The following is a 16,411-nucleotide window of genomic DNA, read 5'->3' on the forward strand; positions in this document are numbered from 1 at the left end:
CAGCGCCAAAAAGACCGAATTTAGCTAATTGCAATTAGCCACTTCGCTAATTAGCGCCAGGCGCCGAAGTTTTCCCTCGGCGGGCATCACGCTCAAACTTTCAAATAGCCTTTGTGATTTTCACCGCCGCAGGCACCTGCGAACCGCGTGAGAGCAAACAAAGGCGATCTGCCGATCAGAAGTCGACGGTCGCCGACAACAGGTAAGTACGCGGCGTCGACAAGGTCAACCCCGGCTCACTGTCGTCCGACGCGCCCGCCGAACTCCAATAGCGTTTATCGGCGACGTTCTCCACATTCGCGCGCAGGGTGATGTGTTTGTCATCGACCTTGAACGCATACCGCGCGCCCACGTCGATGCGGTTCCAGGCGTCGATTTCCTTGACGTTCGACTGGTCCAGGTACTGCGAACTGGAGTGGATGCCGCGACTGGTCAAGGTCAGGCCTTCGAGGCTCGGCACGTCCCATTCCGCGCCGAGGTTGACGTTGTACTTGGGCGTGGCCGGGGCGCGGTTGCCGTCGTAGGTGCCGTTGGTGGTGTGGGTCAGTTCGCTGTCGATGTACATCATCCCGCCAAGCAAACGCACGCCCTTGAGCGGCTCGCCGAATACGCTCAGTTCCACCCCTTCGTTCTGGCGCTTGCCGTTGGGGCCGAACACTTTCGAGGTGGCGTTGGTTTCATAGGCCGGTTGCTTGATGCGGAACACCGCCGCAGTCACCGCGAAAGCACCGGCGTCGTATTTGGCGCCCACTTCCACCTGGCGGCTGATGAACGGCGGGAAGATTTGATTTTCGTTCTTCGAGGTCGACGGCGCGACCTTGCCCTGGCTCAGGCCTTCCATGTAGTTGGCATACAGCGACAGCGTGTCGGTAGCCTTGAACAGGATGCCGCCGGACGGCGAGATTTTTTCTTCGTCGTAGCCGGTGCGGCCTTTGACGTCGTTGGTCCAGTCATCCACCTTCACGCGTTGCCAGCGTGCGCCGAGAGTCAGCAACAGGCGGTCGTCGAAGAAGCCCAGGGTGTCGGACAACGCCACGCCGCTGAATTTATTCTCGGTGTACACCTTCGCATCCTGGCGGGTGGCGGTGGACGGCGTCGGCGTTTGCACCGGATCGTAGAGATTGCTCGACGGCGACGCATACCGTGCGCCGCCGTTGGTGAAGTCCATGTAGAAGTAGCTGGCAGCCAGGTTGACCTCGTGACTCACCGGCCCGGTCTGGAACCCGTTGCGCACGCCCGCCGTGGCAGTGCGCACATTTTCATCGCGGGTGAAGTCACGGGGCTGCACGCTGAAATCCCCTGCGCTGTTGCTGACGGAAACGGCGTGGCGCAGGAAGTCGTGGTTACTTTTGCGCGCGCCTACGCCGCCGTACAGCATCACGTTATCGCTGAGGTCGAACTCGGCATTGACCGTGCCAAACGTGTCGTTGGTGCTGGCCTTGCTCCACGACTGCGCGTAATTGCGGCGCACATCGTTGGCGCTGGGCACCGGGGCAGCGGCGGCCACCTGCACACGTTCCTGGGGCGCATCGGTGTCGCGCTCGGTGTGGCCGATATCGGTGGAAAGGCGCAGGCGCTCGCCGCGAAAATCCAGGCCCAGTACGGCCATCTCACGATCGACGCTCTGATGGTCCCATTCGGTATCGCCGGACTGCTTCACGCCGTTGAAGCGCAGGCCGAACTTGTTGTCCTCGCCAAAGCGCCGGCCCACATCCACCGCGCCGCCGGCCTGGCTGCCGGAAGCCCAGGTGCCGGTGAACGCGGTGATGTCCTTGTCGGTGGCGCGCTTGGGCACCACGTTGATCCCGCCGCCCACACTGCCGCGCGGCGAGATGCCGTTGATCAATTGGCTGGGGCCTTTGACGACGTCGACGCGGTCGGCCATTTCCATGTCGATGGTGTACGTCGGCAACACGCCGTACAGGCCGTTGTAGGCCACATCACTGTTGAACAGGCTGAACCCGCGAATGGTGAACTGCTCATAGCGTCCACCGGCCGGGTTGGTGGCGCGCACCGACGGGTCGCTGGCGATCAGGTCGCCGAGGGTGCGCGCCTGTTGGTTCTTCACCGCCTCCTGGGTGTAGGTGGTCATGCTGAACGGCGTGTCCATGAAATCCCGCGAACCCAGCAGGCCTTGCGAACCACGCCGCGCCACTTGCCCACCGGCGTAGGTATCGCCGTCGTCCAGACTGCTGGTGCCGAGGATGGAGGTCGGCGCCAGTTGCAGGCTGCTGCCATCGGGCACCGGCACCAGCATGTAAGCCTGCTCCCCCATCGGTTGCAGTTGCAGGCCAGAGCCTTGCAGCAGGCGCGCAAAGCCTTCTTCCACGGCGTACTCGCCGGACAAGCCAGCGCTGCCGCGGCCACTGACCAGCGCCGGGTCCACCGACAGGTTGACCCCCGACAGCCCGGCGAAACGCGTCAGCGCCGCACTCAGGCTACCGGCTGGCACCTGGTAGCTGCGCCGGCTGACGGTGTCTTCGGCATAGCTGACGGGCACGAACAACGGGCTGGCGCTGAGGCTCAGCAGCAGGCTCAGGTTGAGCAACGGGCGCAAGCGCAAGGAGGGGACTGCGGACATGGGAAGAAGCTCTCGATTTTGTTCACTTACCTGGAATGACAGGCGAGGTGAAAAAAAGGGACAGGCTTCGTCAAACTATTTTCCGCAACGGCTACCCACAGCCTCCCGATGCGCAGGCCGCCCGTTTTACCACACTGCGATATGCGAGTCCGCCCGCGGCTCGGTCCCTGCGCACAGCACCCCGCTGACCGGGTCGCGCAGGATGATCTGCCCGCGCCCATAGTCGGTGAGGTCGCTGTCGATTTGCACCTTGTGGCCACGCCGCGCCAACCCATTGGCCAGATCGCGCGAAGCGCCCTGTTCAATCCCGACCTTCATGTCGCCCAGCCATTGCCAGCGCGGCGCATCCAGTGCGGCCTGAGGGTTGAGGCCGAAGTCCACCAGGTTCATCACCATCTGCACATGGCCCTGGGGCTGCATATACCCGCCCATCACGCCGAACGGCCCGAGGGCCTCACCATTTTGTGTAAGAAAGCCGGGGATGATGGTGTGGAAGGTTTTCTTGCCCGGTGCGAGGCAGTTGGCGTGGGTCGGGTCGAGGCTGAATTCCTGCCCGCGATTCTGCAGCGCGATGCCGCTGTCGGGCAGCACCACGCCGGAACCGAAGCCGTGGTAATTGCTCTGGATGAACGAGACCATATTGCCTTCGGCGTCCGCCGTGGCCAGGTACACCGTGCCGCTGGCGTGAGGGTCGCCGGGCTTGGGCGGCTGTGCCTGCTCGCCGATCTGGTTGCGGCGGCGGGTGCTGTAGTCGTCACTCAGCAGGTCGGCCACTGCCATGCGCATGTGCTGGGGATCGGTGATGTAATGCAAGCCATCGCTGTAGGCGAGCTTCATCGCTTCCAATTGGCGATGCCAGGTTTGCTGGCTGTCGCGGTGATCGAAGCTGAAACCTTCGAGGATCTTCAGCGCCATCAGTGCCACCAGGCCCTGGCCGCTGGGCGGGATTTCCCAGACATCGACGCCGCGATAGTTGATGTGGATCGGCTCCACCCACTGTGCGCGGTAATCCTTGAGGTCACAGGCGCGCAGGTAGCCGCCGCTGGCCTTGGAATACGTATCCAGGCGTGCGGCCAGGGCCCCGCGATACAGGCTTTCGCAGCGGGTCGCGGCGAGCTCTTCCAGCGTTCGGGCCTGGGCCAGGTTGCGGAAAACCTGCCCCGCCTGGGGGGCGCGCCCGTCGATCAGGAACGTGTCGAACCAGGCGTCCAGTATGGCGTCGCGATGGGGCGTGAATTCGTTCAGCGCAATCTGCCATTGATGGGCGACCACCGGCGACACCGGGAAACCATCCCGCGCCAGGCTGATCGCCGGTTGCAGCAGTTCGGCAAACGGCAGCTTGCCGAAGCGTTGCGACAGCTCCGCCCAGGCCGAGGGGCAGCCGGGCACTGTGACCGGGGTCCAGCCATACAGCGGCATCCGGTCATGCCCCGCTGCCTTGACCGCCTCGATACTCAAGGCGGCCGGCGCGTGACCGTTACCGTTCAGGCCATGCAACTGGCCCTTGCACCAGACCAAGGCAAACGCATCGCCGCCCAGGCCACAGCCGGTGGGCTCCACCACCGTCAAGGCCGCCGCCGTGGCAATGGCCGCGTCGATCGCGTTGCCGCCCTTTTGCATGATTTCGATGCCCGCCTGGGCGGCCAGGGGCTGGGATGCCGCGACCATGCCGCGCCGGGCAAACACACTCTGGCGTTGCGACGGATAGGGGTACTCGTGAGCAGAAAATTTCAACATGGCAAAGGCTCTTCGATTTATTGGCCGGATTTGATCCGGTTCCATTCCCGGGTCATAACACGCGGCTGAGAAAGGCCCGGGTACGGGGGTGGCTGGGGTGGCTGAATATCTGTTCCGGTGGGCCTTGCTCGATGAGCTCGCCCTGGTCGAGCACCACCACGCGGTCGGCCACTTCACGGGCAAAGCCCATTTCATGGGTGACTACCACCATGGTCATGCCCTCCTCGGCCAGTTCCTTCATCACCTGCAGCACTTCGCCGACGGTTTCCGGGTCGAGGGCGCTGGTGGGTTCGTCGAACAGCATGGCCTGGGGTTTCATCGCCAGCGCGCGGGCAATCGCCACCCGTTGTTGCTGGCCGCCAGAGAGCATCGACGGGTAATGGCTGGCCTTGTCCGCCAGGCCGACCCGCGCGAGCAAACCACGCGCCTGCTCCAACGCCTCGGCACGCGGGGTGCCGAGCACGTGGATCGGCGCTTCGATGATGTTTTCCAGCGCGGTCATATGGGGGAACAGGTTGAAGCGCTGGAACACCATGCCGATGTCACGGCGCTGCCGGGCGATGTTGCGCTCCGAATCGCGCACCAGGCTGCCGTCGGAGCGTTCGCGATAGCCCATGGCGCGGCCGTTGACGCGGATGCGCCCACCCTGGATGTCTTCCAACAGGTTGATGCAGCGGATGAACGTGGTCTTGCCGGAACCGGAGGCACCGATCAGCACTACCACTTCGCCGCGTCGCACTTGCAGGGAAATGCCCTTGAGAATCTGCAGGTGGCCGAACGACTTGTGGATGTCCAGCGCTTCGATGATCAGTTCTTCACTTTGGTGCGCCATGGTTAACGTCCCCTCAGCAGTCTCAGGGTGCTGCGCCCGAACATGCGGCTGGCGGCCGGTGGCGGCGTGTCAGGCCGGTCGGATTGGCTGAAGCGCTTCTCCAGCCAGCGCTGGAAAAAGCCCCACAGGGTGGTCAGCGTCAGGAAGTACAGGGCCACTACCAGGTACAGCTCAAAGACGCGGAAGGTTGCCGAGGTGATCATCTGGGTACTGAGCAGCAGCTCCTGTACGCCAATCACACTGACCAGGGTGGTGTTCTTGAGCATCACGTTGAACTCGTTGCCCAGGGCCAGCACGATCACCCGGAACGCCTGGGGCAACACGATGCGCCGCATCAATTTGGCAAAGCCCATGCCCAGGGAGCGCCCGGCTTCGTATTGGCCCTTGTCCACCGCACCGATGCCGGCGCGAATGATCTCGGCCATGTACGCGCCTTCATTGAGGCCCAGGGCAATGATTGCCGCCTGGATATTACCGGGCACGATCAGGCCGAACAGCTCGATATCCTCGAAGCGGAAAATCCCGCCCGCCGCCAGCGCGGTGTACAAAAATACGATCTGCACCAGCAACGGTGTGCCGCGCATCAGCCACACATAAAAACGCACCGGCAGGTGCAACAGCGGGTTCTTCGACAAGCGCAGCAGCGCCGCCGCCAGCCCCAGCACACAGCCGAGCAGCATCGCCAGCACGCTGATCAGGCAGGTCAGCCACAACCCGGTGAGGTACACCCCACTGGGCTGCAGCAGGTACTGCCAGAACACATCCCAATTGAAATTCATCGCCGGTTTGCCTCAGTCGAGTGTGTCGCTGCTGACATGCCATTTGTCCAGCAACCGCACGTAGCTGCCGTCACTGCGCATGTCGCTGATGATCTGCTGCACGGCGGCGGTCAGTTGCGGGTCGTCTTTGCGTATGCCCAGGCCGGTGAGGATGCGACTGAACGCTGGGACACCTTCCTGAAACAGTTCCGGGGCCATTGCCGCGTAGTAACCGGCGGTTTCCACGGTGGTGCCGTAGGCGTCGACCTGGCTGATGCGCAGGGCCTGGAACGCGTCGGTGTCGGTGTTGTAGACCACCAGTTTCATCAAGGGCTTGCCGGCCTTGGTCAGGCTGTCGTTTTGCGCGTCCAGCAGGGTTTTGATGGTGGAGCCGTTGAGCACCGCGACTTTGTGCCCGGACAGCTCATCCAGGGTCTTGATGCCCTTGGGGTTGCCCTTGGGCACGACCACCGACTGGCTGGAGTACATGTAGTTGACGATGTCGATCACTTGGCGCCGCTCGGGCTTGTCGAACAACTGGTCGACGATCATGTCGCATTGCTGGGCAAGCAACGCCGGCACTAAACCGGAGAATGGGATCACCCGCCATTGCACCGGTTTGTCGCCCAGGCGCTTGGCGATTTCCAGGCCCAGGTCGACGGTGAGCCCGCGCGGTTTCTGGGCTTCGTCGAAGGACACCAGGGGCGGCGAGTCCATCCCCGAGCAATACGTGAGCTTATCGACTTTCTGCAGGCGCTCCGGCACCTGGGGCGCAGCAAAAGCCCATTGGGTACAGAGGCCGAGGGAGACAGCCACCAGCAAGGCGCGGCATTTATGCATGACCAGACACTCCAGTTCGTTGAATAACGGGGGCAGGAATCAACGTCAAAACACGACAGCTTTTTTATTGTTGGTTTTGCAGGAATTGGATCAGCGCCGGCACCGTACCCTCGATGTGTTCACGCACCACGGCTTCGGCGCGCGCGGCATCACCGGCACGAATGGCGTCGAGGATCACCGCGTGTTCCTGGCGTGCGCTGAGGGGTTTTTCGCCGTGCTGCAACCACAAGCGCATGGGCGCCTCGACCAGCGAGTACAGCGCCGAAATCTGCTTCATCAAGCGCGGCCGGCCGCTGAGGCTGCACAGGTATTCATGAAACGCGCGGTGCCGGCCGACCCACGCGGCGCTCTCGTCGCGGTAGTCATCCATCTCATCCAGCAAGCGCTCCAGCGCCGCAAGCTGGCGCTCACCGATGCGGCCGACCGCCACACGCACCGCCAGACCTTCAAGGGCGCTGCGCATCTCGAACACTTCATGCAGCTCATCGATATCCAGGCCACTGACGATGGCCCCGCGATTGGGGCGCAGGGTCACCAGGCCCTGGGCATCCAGGCGACGAAATGCCTCGCGCACCGGCATGCGGCTCATGCCGATCTCGCTGGCGATGTCTTCGGCGATTAGCCGGTCGCCCTTGCAGTAGCGGCCACGACAAATGGCTTCCAGCAGGAAGTTATAAGCCTCTTCCTCGGCGGTCAGCGGCTGACGATCAACGTAAGCGCGGGCAAATTGCATCGGCGGCACCTTTTGAATTTTTGTATCCAATTATCCACGGATACATAAAAGCAGGATGCGTGCCAACGCCTTAAGCGTTGTGCCAAGTGATTGATTTAGATGACATCGGCAAAAATGTGTCGGCAGACGACGGGGGGAAGGACAGGGGAATTTGCTACCCAATGGCTCAAACCGCACCAAGGATGGGCAGCGGTAACACACAATGGGGGTTGCACAGGCGAGCCTTGCGCCCGCCAGGTGCCCGAAATAATCACACGCTCCGAGCGGATGACTCAGCCGAATAGATGACCGTTTGCGCACTGCCCGGCGCAACGGTTGGCCGGGTGAAGTAGGTGTCGCCTTCGTCGGTGAGGATCTCGTAGTCGGCTTTGCGCGTGGCGCTGGCGTGCTTGATGATTTTCAGCACGCGCTGGAATTTCACGCTTTGCGTACCGTTCTGGTTGGGCCCGGTCAGCACGTTGACGCTTTGAAACCAACCCGCGTGCTGCTTGTTGCCCACCAGCGCGCTGGTCATCGCCTCGAACCGCTCCAGTCGGGTGAAGCCCCACAGCGTCTGTTCCTCGACCGTGGCGTCCGGCGTGGCGGCGCCGGTGAACACGAAGAGATTGATCGCCGGGCTGTCTTCGCAAAAGAAGTCGTAAGGCACCAGGCCGTCGACCATTTTCCTGCCGGGCACAAAGCCCTTTTTATGCACCTGAAACATCGCCACCTCCGCTCAATCAATGGCAACCAGTCTAATGAGCGGCGACGTACAGGGCGGTCAAGCCAATGTAATGTCGTGTAAAGATCGTGCGCTGTGCAGGTTGATTTCCACGGTCAGCCCGCCGCCCGCTTCGTTGCGGGCCGCGATGGTGCCGCCGTGCATCTGCACCGCCCGTGCGGCGATGGCCAAGCCCAGGCCGAAACCGACGCGGGCATCCCCCGCGCCCCGCTCGAACGGCTGGAAGATGCTGTGCAATCGGTCATTGGCGACGCCCGGCCCGTGGTCGGTGATGCGCACCGTGAGGCGGTTCGCGTCGCGGCTGATATGCGCCGAAACCCGCACCGTGGTGTCCGGTCGGGTGTAGCGCACGGCGTTGCGGATCACATTCTCGAAGCAGCGGTACAGCAACTCGCCGCTGACACACGCGATAAACGGCGGGCAGGCCTGCAGGTGCACGCGACAGCCTTTGATCCCGGCCTCGAACTGCGCGTCTTCGACGATCATCGCCAGCAACTCAGTGATGTCCACGGGCTCACGCTCGATGCTTTCGGGCCGGCCTTGCAGGCGTGCCAGGGTCAGCAGCGCTTCGATCAGGGTGTCCATGCGTTCGGATTCATGCTCGATTCGTTCGAGCATTTCCAGGCGCGCGGCATCCTGGCGCAACAGGCCGATAGCCGCTTGCATGCGTGTCAGCGGTGAGCGCAGTTCATGGGAGATGTCGTGCAACAGATGCTGCTGGGCTTGCACCAGCACCTTGAGCTGGTTGGCCATGCGGTCGCAGTCTTCGGCCAGGTCGACGATTTCATCACGGCGCTTGCCCATCGAGGGCTTGACCCGGGTTTCGAAGCGCCCCTGGGCCACATCGCTCATCGCCCGACGTAAGTACGCCAATGGCCAGGCCAGGTAGTACGCCATGTAACCGCTGAACAGCGCACTCATCAGCGTGCCGATGATCAGCGGGATTTGGTGCCACGGCCTGCCGCCGTCAATACCGGGGAAGTGGGTCGAGCGCAGCGAAAGCGCCAGGCCTTCCTTGCTGATGACCGCGTGTTCATAGGCCGGCCGCGTAACGGGGGCACCAACCAGCAACTGGCCGGCGCTGTCATAGACACCGATGGCTTGGTCCGACGGATGCTCCCATACCGCCAGAAGCTGGCCGGCCGCTTCGACACCAAATTGTTGTAGCAGCTTCTGTTCACTCGCGAGGATGGCTTCAACATGCGGGTCGCCTGGGCGGAAGCGGCCCAACTCAAGCACGCCGACCCCGACCAGAAACGTCAAGGTGGTCGCCAGCCAGAAAGCCAGGAACAGTTTCCAGAACAGCAGGCTGGGCTTGATCATTCGGCAATCAACAGGTAGCCGAGACCGCGCACGCTCTGGATCCAGGCCTTGGCATCCGGGCGCGGCCCGAGCTTTTGCCGGATGCTGCTGATGTGAACGTCGATGCGCCGGTCATAGCGGGTCAGCGGACAGCCCAGGGCGTTGAGCGACAGGTCCCTTTTGCTCACCACTTGGCCGGCGCTGCGGGCCAGTTCTTCGAGCAGGCTGAACTCGGTGCTGGTCACACCCAGCTCGGCACCGTTCCACAGAGCCTGGCGCTTGCCTGGCCACAACACCAGCGAGCCGGTCTTGATCACCTCGGTGGTCGGCTGGCCCACCGCCTGCACCCTGCGCATGATGGCGCGCAGGCGTGCCACCAATTCACCCGGGGAACTGGGCTTGGGCACATAATCGTCGGCGCCGAGTTCCAGGCCGGTGATGCGATCGATGTTGTCGCCACGGGCGGTGAGCAATACCACCGGTACTTGGCTGACGGCACGGATACGCCGGAGTACCTCGATACCCGAGCGCTGGGGCAGCATGACGTCCAGCACCACAATGCTATGGCGCCCCGACAGCGCCTCGACCTCACCCTCCTCACCGGTATGCACGGCCGTGACCTCGAAGCCTTCACACGCCAGGTACTGGCTCAGCATTTCAGTCAATTCCTGATCGTCGTCGACTAGCAGTACGGAGATCATTGCGGGCTCGTCAGTGGAGTGGGGGCGCATTATCAGCCTTGCAGCAGGGATTCGGGCCAACCTTTACCTAACTTGACATTCAGTTAACCGCACCAAACGCGATGCGCTCTTATGCTGGGGGTTCACCAGTCTGGCCGCGTGGCGATTTATCCAAGCGAGCCGGCGCTGCTTGTCGATGTATTCTGGAAAAGATCTTGATGAATTTTTCGCGCCTGCTCTGCTCGGTTGCGCTGCTGCTCAACACCTCACTGGCACTCGCCCAAGGCTTCAAAATCTCCGATATTCGAATCAATGGCCTGCAACGGGTCTCGGCGGGCAGCGTATTCGGCGCATTGCCGCTGAACGTCGGCGACGAAGCGGATGACCGGCGTTTGGTGGATTCCACTCGCGCGTTGTTCAAGACCGGGTTCTTCCAGGACATCCAGTTGAGTCGCGAAGGCGACGTGCTGATTATCAATGTAGTCGAGCGCCCTTCGGTTGCCAGTATCGAGTTCGAGGGCAACAAGGCGATCTCCACCGAAGACTTGATGAAAGGCATGAAGCAATCGGGCCTTGCCGAAGGCGAGATATTCCAGCGGGCCACCCTGGAAGGCGTGCGCAACGAGTTGCAGCGCCAGTACGTCGCCCAGGGCCGTTACTCGGCGTCGGTCGACACCGAGGTCGTGGCTCAGCCGCGCAATCGGGTCGGCCTGAAAATCAAGATCGATGAAGGCCAAGTGGCGTCGATCCAGCACATCAACGTGGTGGGCAATACGGTGTTCCCCGACGACACGTTGGGCGACCAATTTACGCTCAAGACCAGTAACTGGCTGTCATTTTTCAAGAACGACGATAAATACGCGCGGGAGAAACTCTCCGGCGACCTCGAACGGCTGCGCTCCTATTACCTGGACCGTGGCTACATCAACATGGATATCACCTCGACCCAGGTCTCCATGACCCCGGACAAGAAGCACGTCTACATCACCGTGAACATCCAGGAAGGCCAGAAATACACGGTGCGCGAGGTCAAGTTGAGTGGTGAGCTGAAAGTCCCGCAAGACCAGGTCCAGTCATTATTACTGGTGCAAAAGGGCCAGGTGTTTTCACACAAGTTGATGACGACCACCTCGGAACTGATCACCCGCCGACTGGGCAACGAAGGCTATACGTTCGCCAACGTCAACGGTACGCCTCAGGTACATGAAGAAGACCACACGGTGGACATCATCTTCAGCGTCGACCCCGGCAAGCGGGCTTACGTCAATCGCATCAACTTCCGGGGCAATACCAAGACCGACGACAAGGTGCTGCGTCGCGAAATGCGCCAGATGGAAGGCGGCTGGGCGTCGACCTACCTGATCGACCAATCCAAGGTGCGCCTGGAGCGCCTGGGGTTCTTCAAGGAGGTGAACGTCGAGACGCCAGCCGTGGCCGGGCTGGATGACCAGTTGGATGTGAACTACGCCGTGGAGGAACAAGCCTCCGGCTCGATCACGGCCAGCGTCGGCTTCGCCCAGAGCTCGGGCCTGATCCTCGGCGGGTCGATTACCCAGAACAACTTTCTCGGCACAGGTAATTACGCCAGCCTGGGGCTGACCCGTTCGTCCTACCAGAGCAAGTACAACATCGGTTTCACCGACCCCTACTTCACCACCGATGGGGTCAGCCTGGGTTACAACGCGTTCTACAGTAAGACCGACTACAACAAGTACTACGATGACGGGGTGTCTTATTACGCCATCAACAGTTTTGGCCTCGGCGCCAGCCTCGGTTACCCGATCAATGAGACCTCCCGTCTGACTTTCGGCCTGACGGCACAACACGACAACATCGAGCCGGGCACCTACAGCGCCGACGAGATCTACGACTTCATCGAGCGCGAAGGCAAGCAGTTCACCAACTTCAAGGCCAGCGCAGGCTGGTCGGAATCGACCCTGAACAAAGGCGTACTGGCGACGCGCGGGCATTCGCAAAACCTCAACCTGATGGTGACGGTACCCGGCAGTGACCTGAGCTTCTACAAAATCGACTACACGGGGCAAACCTTCCTGCCGATCAGCAATGCCACGGCCCTGCGCTTGCACACCAAGCTCGGTTACGGCAACGGCTATGGTTCCACGGACGGGTTGCCCTTCTATGAAAGCTATACGGCGGGCGGCGAAGGCTCGGTGCGCGGGTTTAAAAGCGGTACCCTCGGTCCACGCAGCACGCCGGCGACCGGGGCTTATGCCAGTGAGGGTCAGGCGTACTATTCGGACCGGGACACGGACGCGCTGGGCGGCAATATCCTGATTACCGGTGGCGCGGAGTACTTGTTCCCCGTGCCGTTCATCAAGGACAACAAATCCGTGCGCACCTCGGTGTTCTGGGATATGGGCACGGTGTATTCGGACAAGTGCTACCTGAGCACCACCCTAGGTTGCGACGGTGTGGACCTGAGCCAGATGGCCAGTTCGGTAGGGGTGGGTGTGACGTGGTACAGCCCGCTGGGGCCGCTGAGTTTCAACCTGGCTTATCCGATTCGCACACCCGATAACGCGGAAAAGCAAATATTCCAGTTTTCCATGGGGCAGACGTTCTGATTGTTTCAGCGCGCTAAGGCGCTTAGCTCCGCGCCTAAACCGAGAAAAACCCAAGACAGGACATTCATCTGCAGCCACTTCCCCTCGGAAAACTCACACCGAATCTGACGGTTCAAGAATTCCGGCGAGGGTCATTCGTGCGTAAGCCGAGTATGGATTGACGATCCCGCCGCCCCGCAGAGCCGCCAGCGTGGCGCCGGGATCGTCCGCTCTCAGTGCAGGAACTTCAACCAGCCAGCCAGTGCCAGCGCGCCAAAGCAGGTCCAGCCCGAGAACAGCCAGCGCCACACCCGCGCGCGCGGCACGAACCCGACACCGCGCACAAACGCCACACTCATCGCCACGAACAAGGCCGTTGCCAGCCCGTGATCGGCTTTCCCGTCCGGGGACGCCATCAGCGGCGGATAGAGCGTACACACGAGCATGATCGCAATCGCAATAAACAGGCTCAGCGGGTGAAGGCGTGAGGGTGCCGGGGCGTCGGCGACACGCGGCATCATGGCCGCGGCTCCTCACGGTCGCTCAGGGCGCGACCGGCTTCGGTCTCGCCCCACATCGCATTCAATATCGCCAGCAGCAGCGCAAAACCGACTCCCAGCATCCAGGCGAAATACCACATAGTCTTTACTCCTCTGATGGCGTTAGTAGGCCGAATGTTCGTTGGCGTTGATATGCGCCACGGTGACCTTGCCGCGCATGACGCGATAGGCCCACGAGGTGTAGATCACGATCAACGGCATGAAGATCAACGTGGCCCAGAACATGATCGCCAGGCTCAGATGACTGGCCACGCTGTCCCACACGGTCAGGCTCGCCGCAGCCACGGTTGACGACGGCATGACGAACGGGAACATGGACACACCGGCGGTGCTGATCACACCGACCACCGCGAGCGACGAGGCGACAAACGCGGCCAGCGTGCGGCGCATCAGCATCAACAATGCGGCACCGGCGGCGCCCGCCAGGCCCAGCGCAGGCAGCAGCCACAACACAGGATAATGACCATAGTTGGCCATCCAGGCGCCGGCTTCGCGTACCACGGTTTTGTTGAGAATATCCGGCAGCCCGGCGGTATCCACCACCGAGGTAATGCGATAGCCGTCGATCCATTGCAACCACACGCCGGCAATGACGAATGTGCACAGCAGCACCAGCGCCGCGCCAACCCCGCCCTTGATCGCACGGGCCTGGATCACGCCTTCAGTGCGGTGCGCCAGATAGGTACCGCCTTGCAGGGTGATCATTGCACTGCTCACCACACCGGTCAGCAGCGCGAAGGGGTTCAGCAGTTGCCAGAAACTCCCGGTGTACGTCGAAACCAACATGTTATTGAAGTGGAACGGTACGCCTTGCAACAGGTTGCCGAACGCGATGCCGAACACCAGCGGCGGCACGGCCCCGCCGACAAACAGCCCCCAGTCCCAGGTGCTGCGCCATTTGGCGTTGTGAATCTTGCTGCGATAGTCAAACCCCACCGGGCGGAAGAACAGCGCCCACAGGACCAGAATCATCGCCCAGTAAAACCCGCTGAACGCGGTGGCATACACCACCGGCCACGCGGCGAACAGTGCGCCGCCCGCGGTGATAAACCACACCTGGTTGCCGTCCCAGTGCGGCCCTATGGTGTTGATTGCGACGCGGCGTTCCACGTCCGAGCGGCCGACGAAGGGCAGCAAGGTGCCGACCCCCATGTCGTGGCCGTCCATGATGGCGAAGCCGATCAGCAGTACGCCGACCAGTGCCCACCAGATAATTTTCAGGGTGAAGTAATCAAGCATGATGGAGTTCCTTCATGTTGGCATCGTAAGCATAACGACCGGTTCCGAGGCTGCCCGGCCCTTGGCGGGCGAACTTGACCATCAGGAACATTTCAACCACCAGCAGCACGGTGTAGAAAGCGACGAAGCCTGCCAGCGAGCCATAGAGGTTATTGACGCTAAGGGTGGAGACACTCATGTGAGTGGGCAGCACGCCGTAGATGGTCCAGGGTTGACGACCATATTCAGCGACGAACCAGCCCAGCTCACAGGCCAGCCAAGGCGCAGGCAGCATGCACAGGGCCCAACGCAGCAACCAGCGGCGGCGTGTGCAGACCGACTGCAAGGTGCTCCAGAAGGCCAGCCCGAACAGCAGGAGCATGGCGAAACCCAGCGCGACCATGACGCGGAACGCCCAGAACATCGGGGTCACGTGCGGTACGGTGTCGTTCATCGCCTTGTCGATGATCTCCGGCGTGGCCTGGTTCACATCTTCAACGTACTTTTTCAGCAGCAGGCCAAAGCCGAGGTCCGCTTTGTACTCTTCGAAGGTATCGAACGCCGCCTTATCGGTGCGATCGGCCCGCAGGGCTTCAAGCGCGTTGACGGCGGTAATGCCACGCAGGATGCGCGCGCGGTTCTTCGCTTTGATGTCGTGAATGCCAGGAATCTGCTTGCTGATCGAGCGTGTGCCGATCAAGCCCATCACCCAGGGCACATCGACTTCCCAGTTATTCCTGGACTCGGCTTCGTTGATGCTGGCCAGCAAGGTCAGGCCTGCGGGTGCGGGTTTGGTTTCCCACATGGCTTCCATGGCCGCCAGCTTGGTTTGCTGCGCCTCACCCACGGTGTAACCCGATTCATCCCCCAGCACGATCACGCTCAGCACCGAGGCCAGACCGAACGCCGCCGCCACCCGGAAGCTGCGTTTGGCGAACTCGACATCACGGTTCTTGAGCAAGTACCAGCTGGAAATCGACAACACGAACATCGAACCGGTGACATAACCGGCCGACACCGTGTGCACAAACTTGGCCTGGGCGACCGGGTTGAACACCACCGCCCAGAAATCGACCATCTCCATGCGCATGGTGATGTAGCTGAATTCCGAGCCCACCGGGTTCTGCATCCAGCCATTGGCGATCAGAATCCACAGCGCCGACAGGTTGGTACCGACGGCCATCAGCAGCGTGACCAGCAAGTGGTGTTCTTTCTTCAGGCGATCCCAGCCAAAGAAGAACAGACCGATCATGGTCGATTCGAGGAAGAACGCCATCAAGCCCTCGATGGCCAGCGGCGCACCGAAGATGTCGCCCACGTAGTGCGAGTAGTACGCCCAGTTGGTGCCGAACTGGAATTCCAGGGTGATACCGGTTGTCACCCCCAGGGCGAAGTTAATGCCGAATAACTTGCCCCAGAAGCGCGTCATGTCCTTCCAGATGACATTCCCGGTCATCACATAGACGCTTTCCATGATGACGAGCAGCCACACCATGCCAACCGTCAGCGGTACGAATAGAAAGTGGTAAAGCGCAGTAGCTGCGAACTGCAGCCGTGACAAATCCACCAGTTGTTCTGATATCACTTGCTTGCCCCTTGAGTCGAGGTGGGTACACCGAAACGGTTGCCGACAATGTTCGGGTCGACACTGACGTGCGAATCCCGGATGAACAGCCACCACAGCACGCTCAACAGCAGGAGCTTGATCAGCACCGCTGTAATCAGATGGCGTAGTAGGCGTTTGTCGGAAATGGTCATGCCTATGCAGTAAGCACAGGACATGCCAAAGGCAGAATTTCTATTTTTATCGTTTAAAAACAGTAAGTTATAGATTTTTAGCGGCGAGTTTGACGCACCGCCGCAGATCAATCCGCTGCCAATCTGC

The 16,411-nt window shown here is 61.5% G+C and carries 15 protein-coding genes; 1 reads left to right on the plus strand and 14 read right to left on the minus strand.

The features are described 5' to 3' along the window. Nucleotides 1–175: 175 nt before the first annotated feature. From U5A08_RS18745 to U5A08_RS18785, 9 genes are all read right to left on the minus strand, one after another. Complete coding sequence (locus U5A08_RS18745; protein WP_321847954.1) at nucleotides 176–2,581, minus strand: TonB-dependent siderophore receptor; 2,406 nt, start codon at nucleotides 2,579–2,581, stop codon at nucleotides 176–178. A 126-nt stretch (nucleotides 2,582–2,707) separates the two neighbouring features. Beyond that, nucleotides 2,708–4,318, minus strand: coding sequence for a gamma-glutamyltransferase family protein (locus tag U5A08_RS18750; protein ID WP_321847955.1), 1,611 nt, complete (start codon nucleotides 4,316–4,318; stop codon nucleotides 2,708–2,710). A gap of 52 nt (nucleotides 4,319–4,370) precedes the next feature. Then, the gene (locus tag U5A08_RS18755) at nucleotides 4,371–5,150 is read right to left on the minus strand and encodes an amino acid ABC transporter ATP-binding protein (RefSeq protein ID WP_321847956.1); all 780 of its coding nucleotides are present in this window, start codon (nucleotides 5,148–5,150) and stop codon (nucleotides 4,371–4,373) included. 2 nt (nucleotides 5,151–5,152) lie between these two features. Next, entirely contained in the window at nucleotides 5,153–5,929 is a 777-nt protein-coding gene (locus U5A08_RS18760) for an amino acid ABC transporter permease (protein WP_321847957.1), read from the minus strand. A gap of 12 nt (nucleotides 5,930–5,941) precedes the next feature. Beyond that, nucleotides 5,942–6,748 (minus strand): ABC transporter substrate-binding protein, encoded by an 807-nt coding sequence (locus U5A08_RS18765; protein ID WP_321847958.1) that lies wholly within the window; start codon nucleotides 6,746–6,748, stop codon nucleotides 5,942–5,944. A 64-nt stretch (nucleotides 6,749–6,812) separates the two neighbouring features. Continuing rightward, nucleotides 6,813–7,481, minus strand: coding sequence for a GntR family transcriptional regulator (locus U5A08_RS18770; RefSeq protein WP_321847959.1), 669 nt, complete (start codon nucleotides 7,479–7,481; stop codon nucleotides 6,813–6,815). A gap of 250 nt (nucleotides 7,482–7,731) precedes the next feature. Continuing rightward, a complete protein-coding gene (locus U5A08_RS18775; RefSeq protein ID WP_321847960.1) occupies nucleotides 7,732–8,184 on the minus strand; it encodes a hypothetical protein in 453 nt (150 codons plus the stop codon). Between the two features lie 57 nt (nucleotides 8,185–8,241). After that, nucleotides 8,242–9,525: a HAMP domain-containing sensor histidine kinase gene (locus U5A08_RS18780; protein ID WP_321847963.1), complete on the minus strand. Its 1,284-nt coding sequence runs from the start codon at nucleotides 9,523–9,525 to the stop codon at nucleotides 8,242–8,244. Further along, entirely contained in the window at nucleotides 9,522–10,205 is a 684-nt protein-coding gene (locus U5A08_RS18785) for a response regulator transcription factor (RefSeq protein ID WP_247407170.1), read from the minus strand. Before U5A08_RS18785 ends, U5A08_RS18780 begins: the two co-directional genes overlap by 4 nt. A 197-nt stretch (nucleotides 10,206–10,402) precedes the next feature. Between U5A08_RS18785 and bamA the strand changes: the two genes are divergently transcribed. Beyond that, the gene (gene bamA / locus U5A08_RS18790; protein WP_321847965.1) at nucleotides 10,403–12,769 is read left to right on the plus strand and encodes an outer membrane protein assembly factor BamA; all 2,367 of its coding nucleotides are present in this window, start codon (nucleotides 10,403–10,405) and stop codon (nucleotides 12,767–12,769) included. 212 nt (nucleotides 12,770–12,981) lie between these two features. Here bamA and U5A08_RS18795 read toward each other — a convergent pair whose 3' ends face one another. Genes U5A08_RS18795 through cydP form a run of 5 tightly spaced genes read right to left on the minus strand, consistent with a single transcriptional unit; the run spans nucleotide 12,982 to nucleotide 16,284 of the window. Further along, entirely contained in the window at nucleotides 12,982–13,269 is a 288-nt protein-coding gene (locus U5A08_RS18795; RefSeq protein WP_321847966.1) for a cyd operon YbgE family protein, read from the minus strand. Then, nucleotides 13,266–13,388, minus strand: coding sequence for a cytochrome bd-I oxidase subunit CydX (cydX, locus tag U5A08_RS18800; protein WP_198865031.1), 123 nt, complete (start codon nucleotides 13,386–13,388; stop codon nucleotides 13,266–13,268). Before cydX ends, U5A08_RS18795 begins: the two co-directional genes overlap by 4 nt. A gap of 22 nt (nucleotides 13,389–13,410) precedes the next feature. Next, on the minus strand, nucleotides 13,411–14,547 hold the full coding sequence (cydB, locus tag U5A08_RS18805) for a cytochrome d ubiquinol oxidase subunit II (RefSeq protein ID WP_321847967.1): 1,137 nt from the start codon (nucleotides 14,545–14,547) through the stop codon (nucleotides 13,411–13,413). Continuing rightward, nucleotides 14,540–16,111 carry a cytochrome ubiquinol oxidase subunit I gene (locus U5A08_RS18810; RefSeq protein ID WP_321847969.1) on the minus strand — a complete coding sequence of 524 codons (1,572 nt, stop codon included), beginning with the start codon at nucleotides 16,109–16,111 and terminating at the stop codon, nucleotides 14,540–14,542. The genes cydB and U5A08_RS18810 overlap by 8 nt, the downstream gene beginning before the upstream one ends. Next, a complete protein-coding gene (gene cydP / locus U5A08_RS18815; protein WP_253397168.1) occupies nucleotides 16,108–16,284 on the minus strand; it encodes a cytochrome oxidase putative small subunit CydP in 177 nt (58 codons plus the stop codon). The genes U5A08_RS18810 and cydP overlap by 4 nt, the downstream gene beginning before the upstream one ends. Between the last annotated feature and the right edge of the window lie 127 nt (nucleotides 16,285–16,411).

Origin of the sequence: Pseudomonas paraveronii (genome assembly GCF_963681955.1) — a bacterium.
Classification (GTDB): domain Bacteria; phylum Pseudomonadota; class Gammaproteobacteria; order Pseudomonadales; family Pseudomonadaceae; genus Aquipseudomonas; species Aquipseudomonas paraveronii.

Coding starts and splice junctions, on each gene's coding strand:
- U5A08_RS18745 (WP_321847954.1), bottom strand. CDS start 2,581: ATGTCCGCAGTCCCCTCCTTGCGCTTGCGCCCGTTGCTCAACCTGAGC.
- U5A08_RS18750 (WP_321847955.1), bottom strand. CDS start 4,318: ATGTTGAAATTTTCTGCTCACGAGTACCCCTATCCGTCGCAACGCCAG.
- U5A08_RS18755 (WP_321847956.1), bottom strand. CDS start 5,150: ATGGCGCACCAAAGTGAAGAACTGATCATCGAAGCGCTGGACATCCAC.
- U5A08_RS18760 (WP_321847957.1), bottom strand. CDS start 5,929: ATGAATTTCAATTGGGATGTGTTCTGGCAGTACCTGCTGCAGCCCAGT.
- U5A08_RS18765 (WP_321847958.1), bottom strand. CDS start 6,748: ATGCATAAATGCCGCGCCTTGCTGGTGGCTGTCTCCCTCGGCCTCTGT.
- U5A08_RS18770 (WP_321847959.1), bottom strand. CDS start 7,481: ATGCAATTTGCCCGCGCTTACGTTGATCGTCAGCCGCTGACCGCCGAG.
- U5A08_RS18775 (WP_321847960.1), bottom strand. CDS start 8,184: ATGTTTCAGGTGCATAAAAAGGGCTTTGTGCCCGGCAGGAAAATGGTC.
- U5A08_RS18780 (WP_321847963.1), bottom strand. CDS start 9,525: ATGATCAAGCCCAGCCTGCTGTTCTGGAAACTGTTCCTGGCTTTCTGG.
- U5A08_RS18785 (WP_247407170.1), bottom strand. CDS start 10,205: ATGATCTCCGTACTGCTAGTCGACGACGATCAGGAATTGACTGAAATG.
- bamA (WP_321847965.1), top strand. CDS start 10,403: ATGAATTTTTCGCGCCTGCTCTGCTCGGTTGCGCTGCTGCTCAACACC.
- U5A08_RS18795 (WP_321847966.1), bottom strand. CDS start 13,269: ATGATGCCGCGTGTCGCCGACGCCCCGGCACCCTCACGCCTTCACCCG.
- cydX (WP_198865031.1), bottom strand. CDS start 13,388: ATGTGGTATTTCGCCTGGATGCTGGGAGTCGGTTTTGCGCTGCTGCTG.
- cydB (WP_321847967.1), bottom strand. CDS start 14,547: ATGCTTGATTACTTCACCCTGAAAATTATCTGGTGGGCACTGGTCGGC.
- cydP (WP_253397168.1), bottom strand. CDS start 16,284: ATGACCATTTCCGACAAACGCCTACTACGCCATCTGATTACAGCGGTG.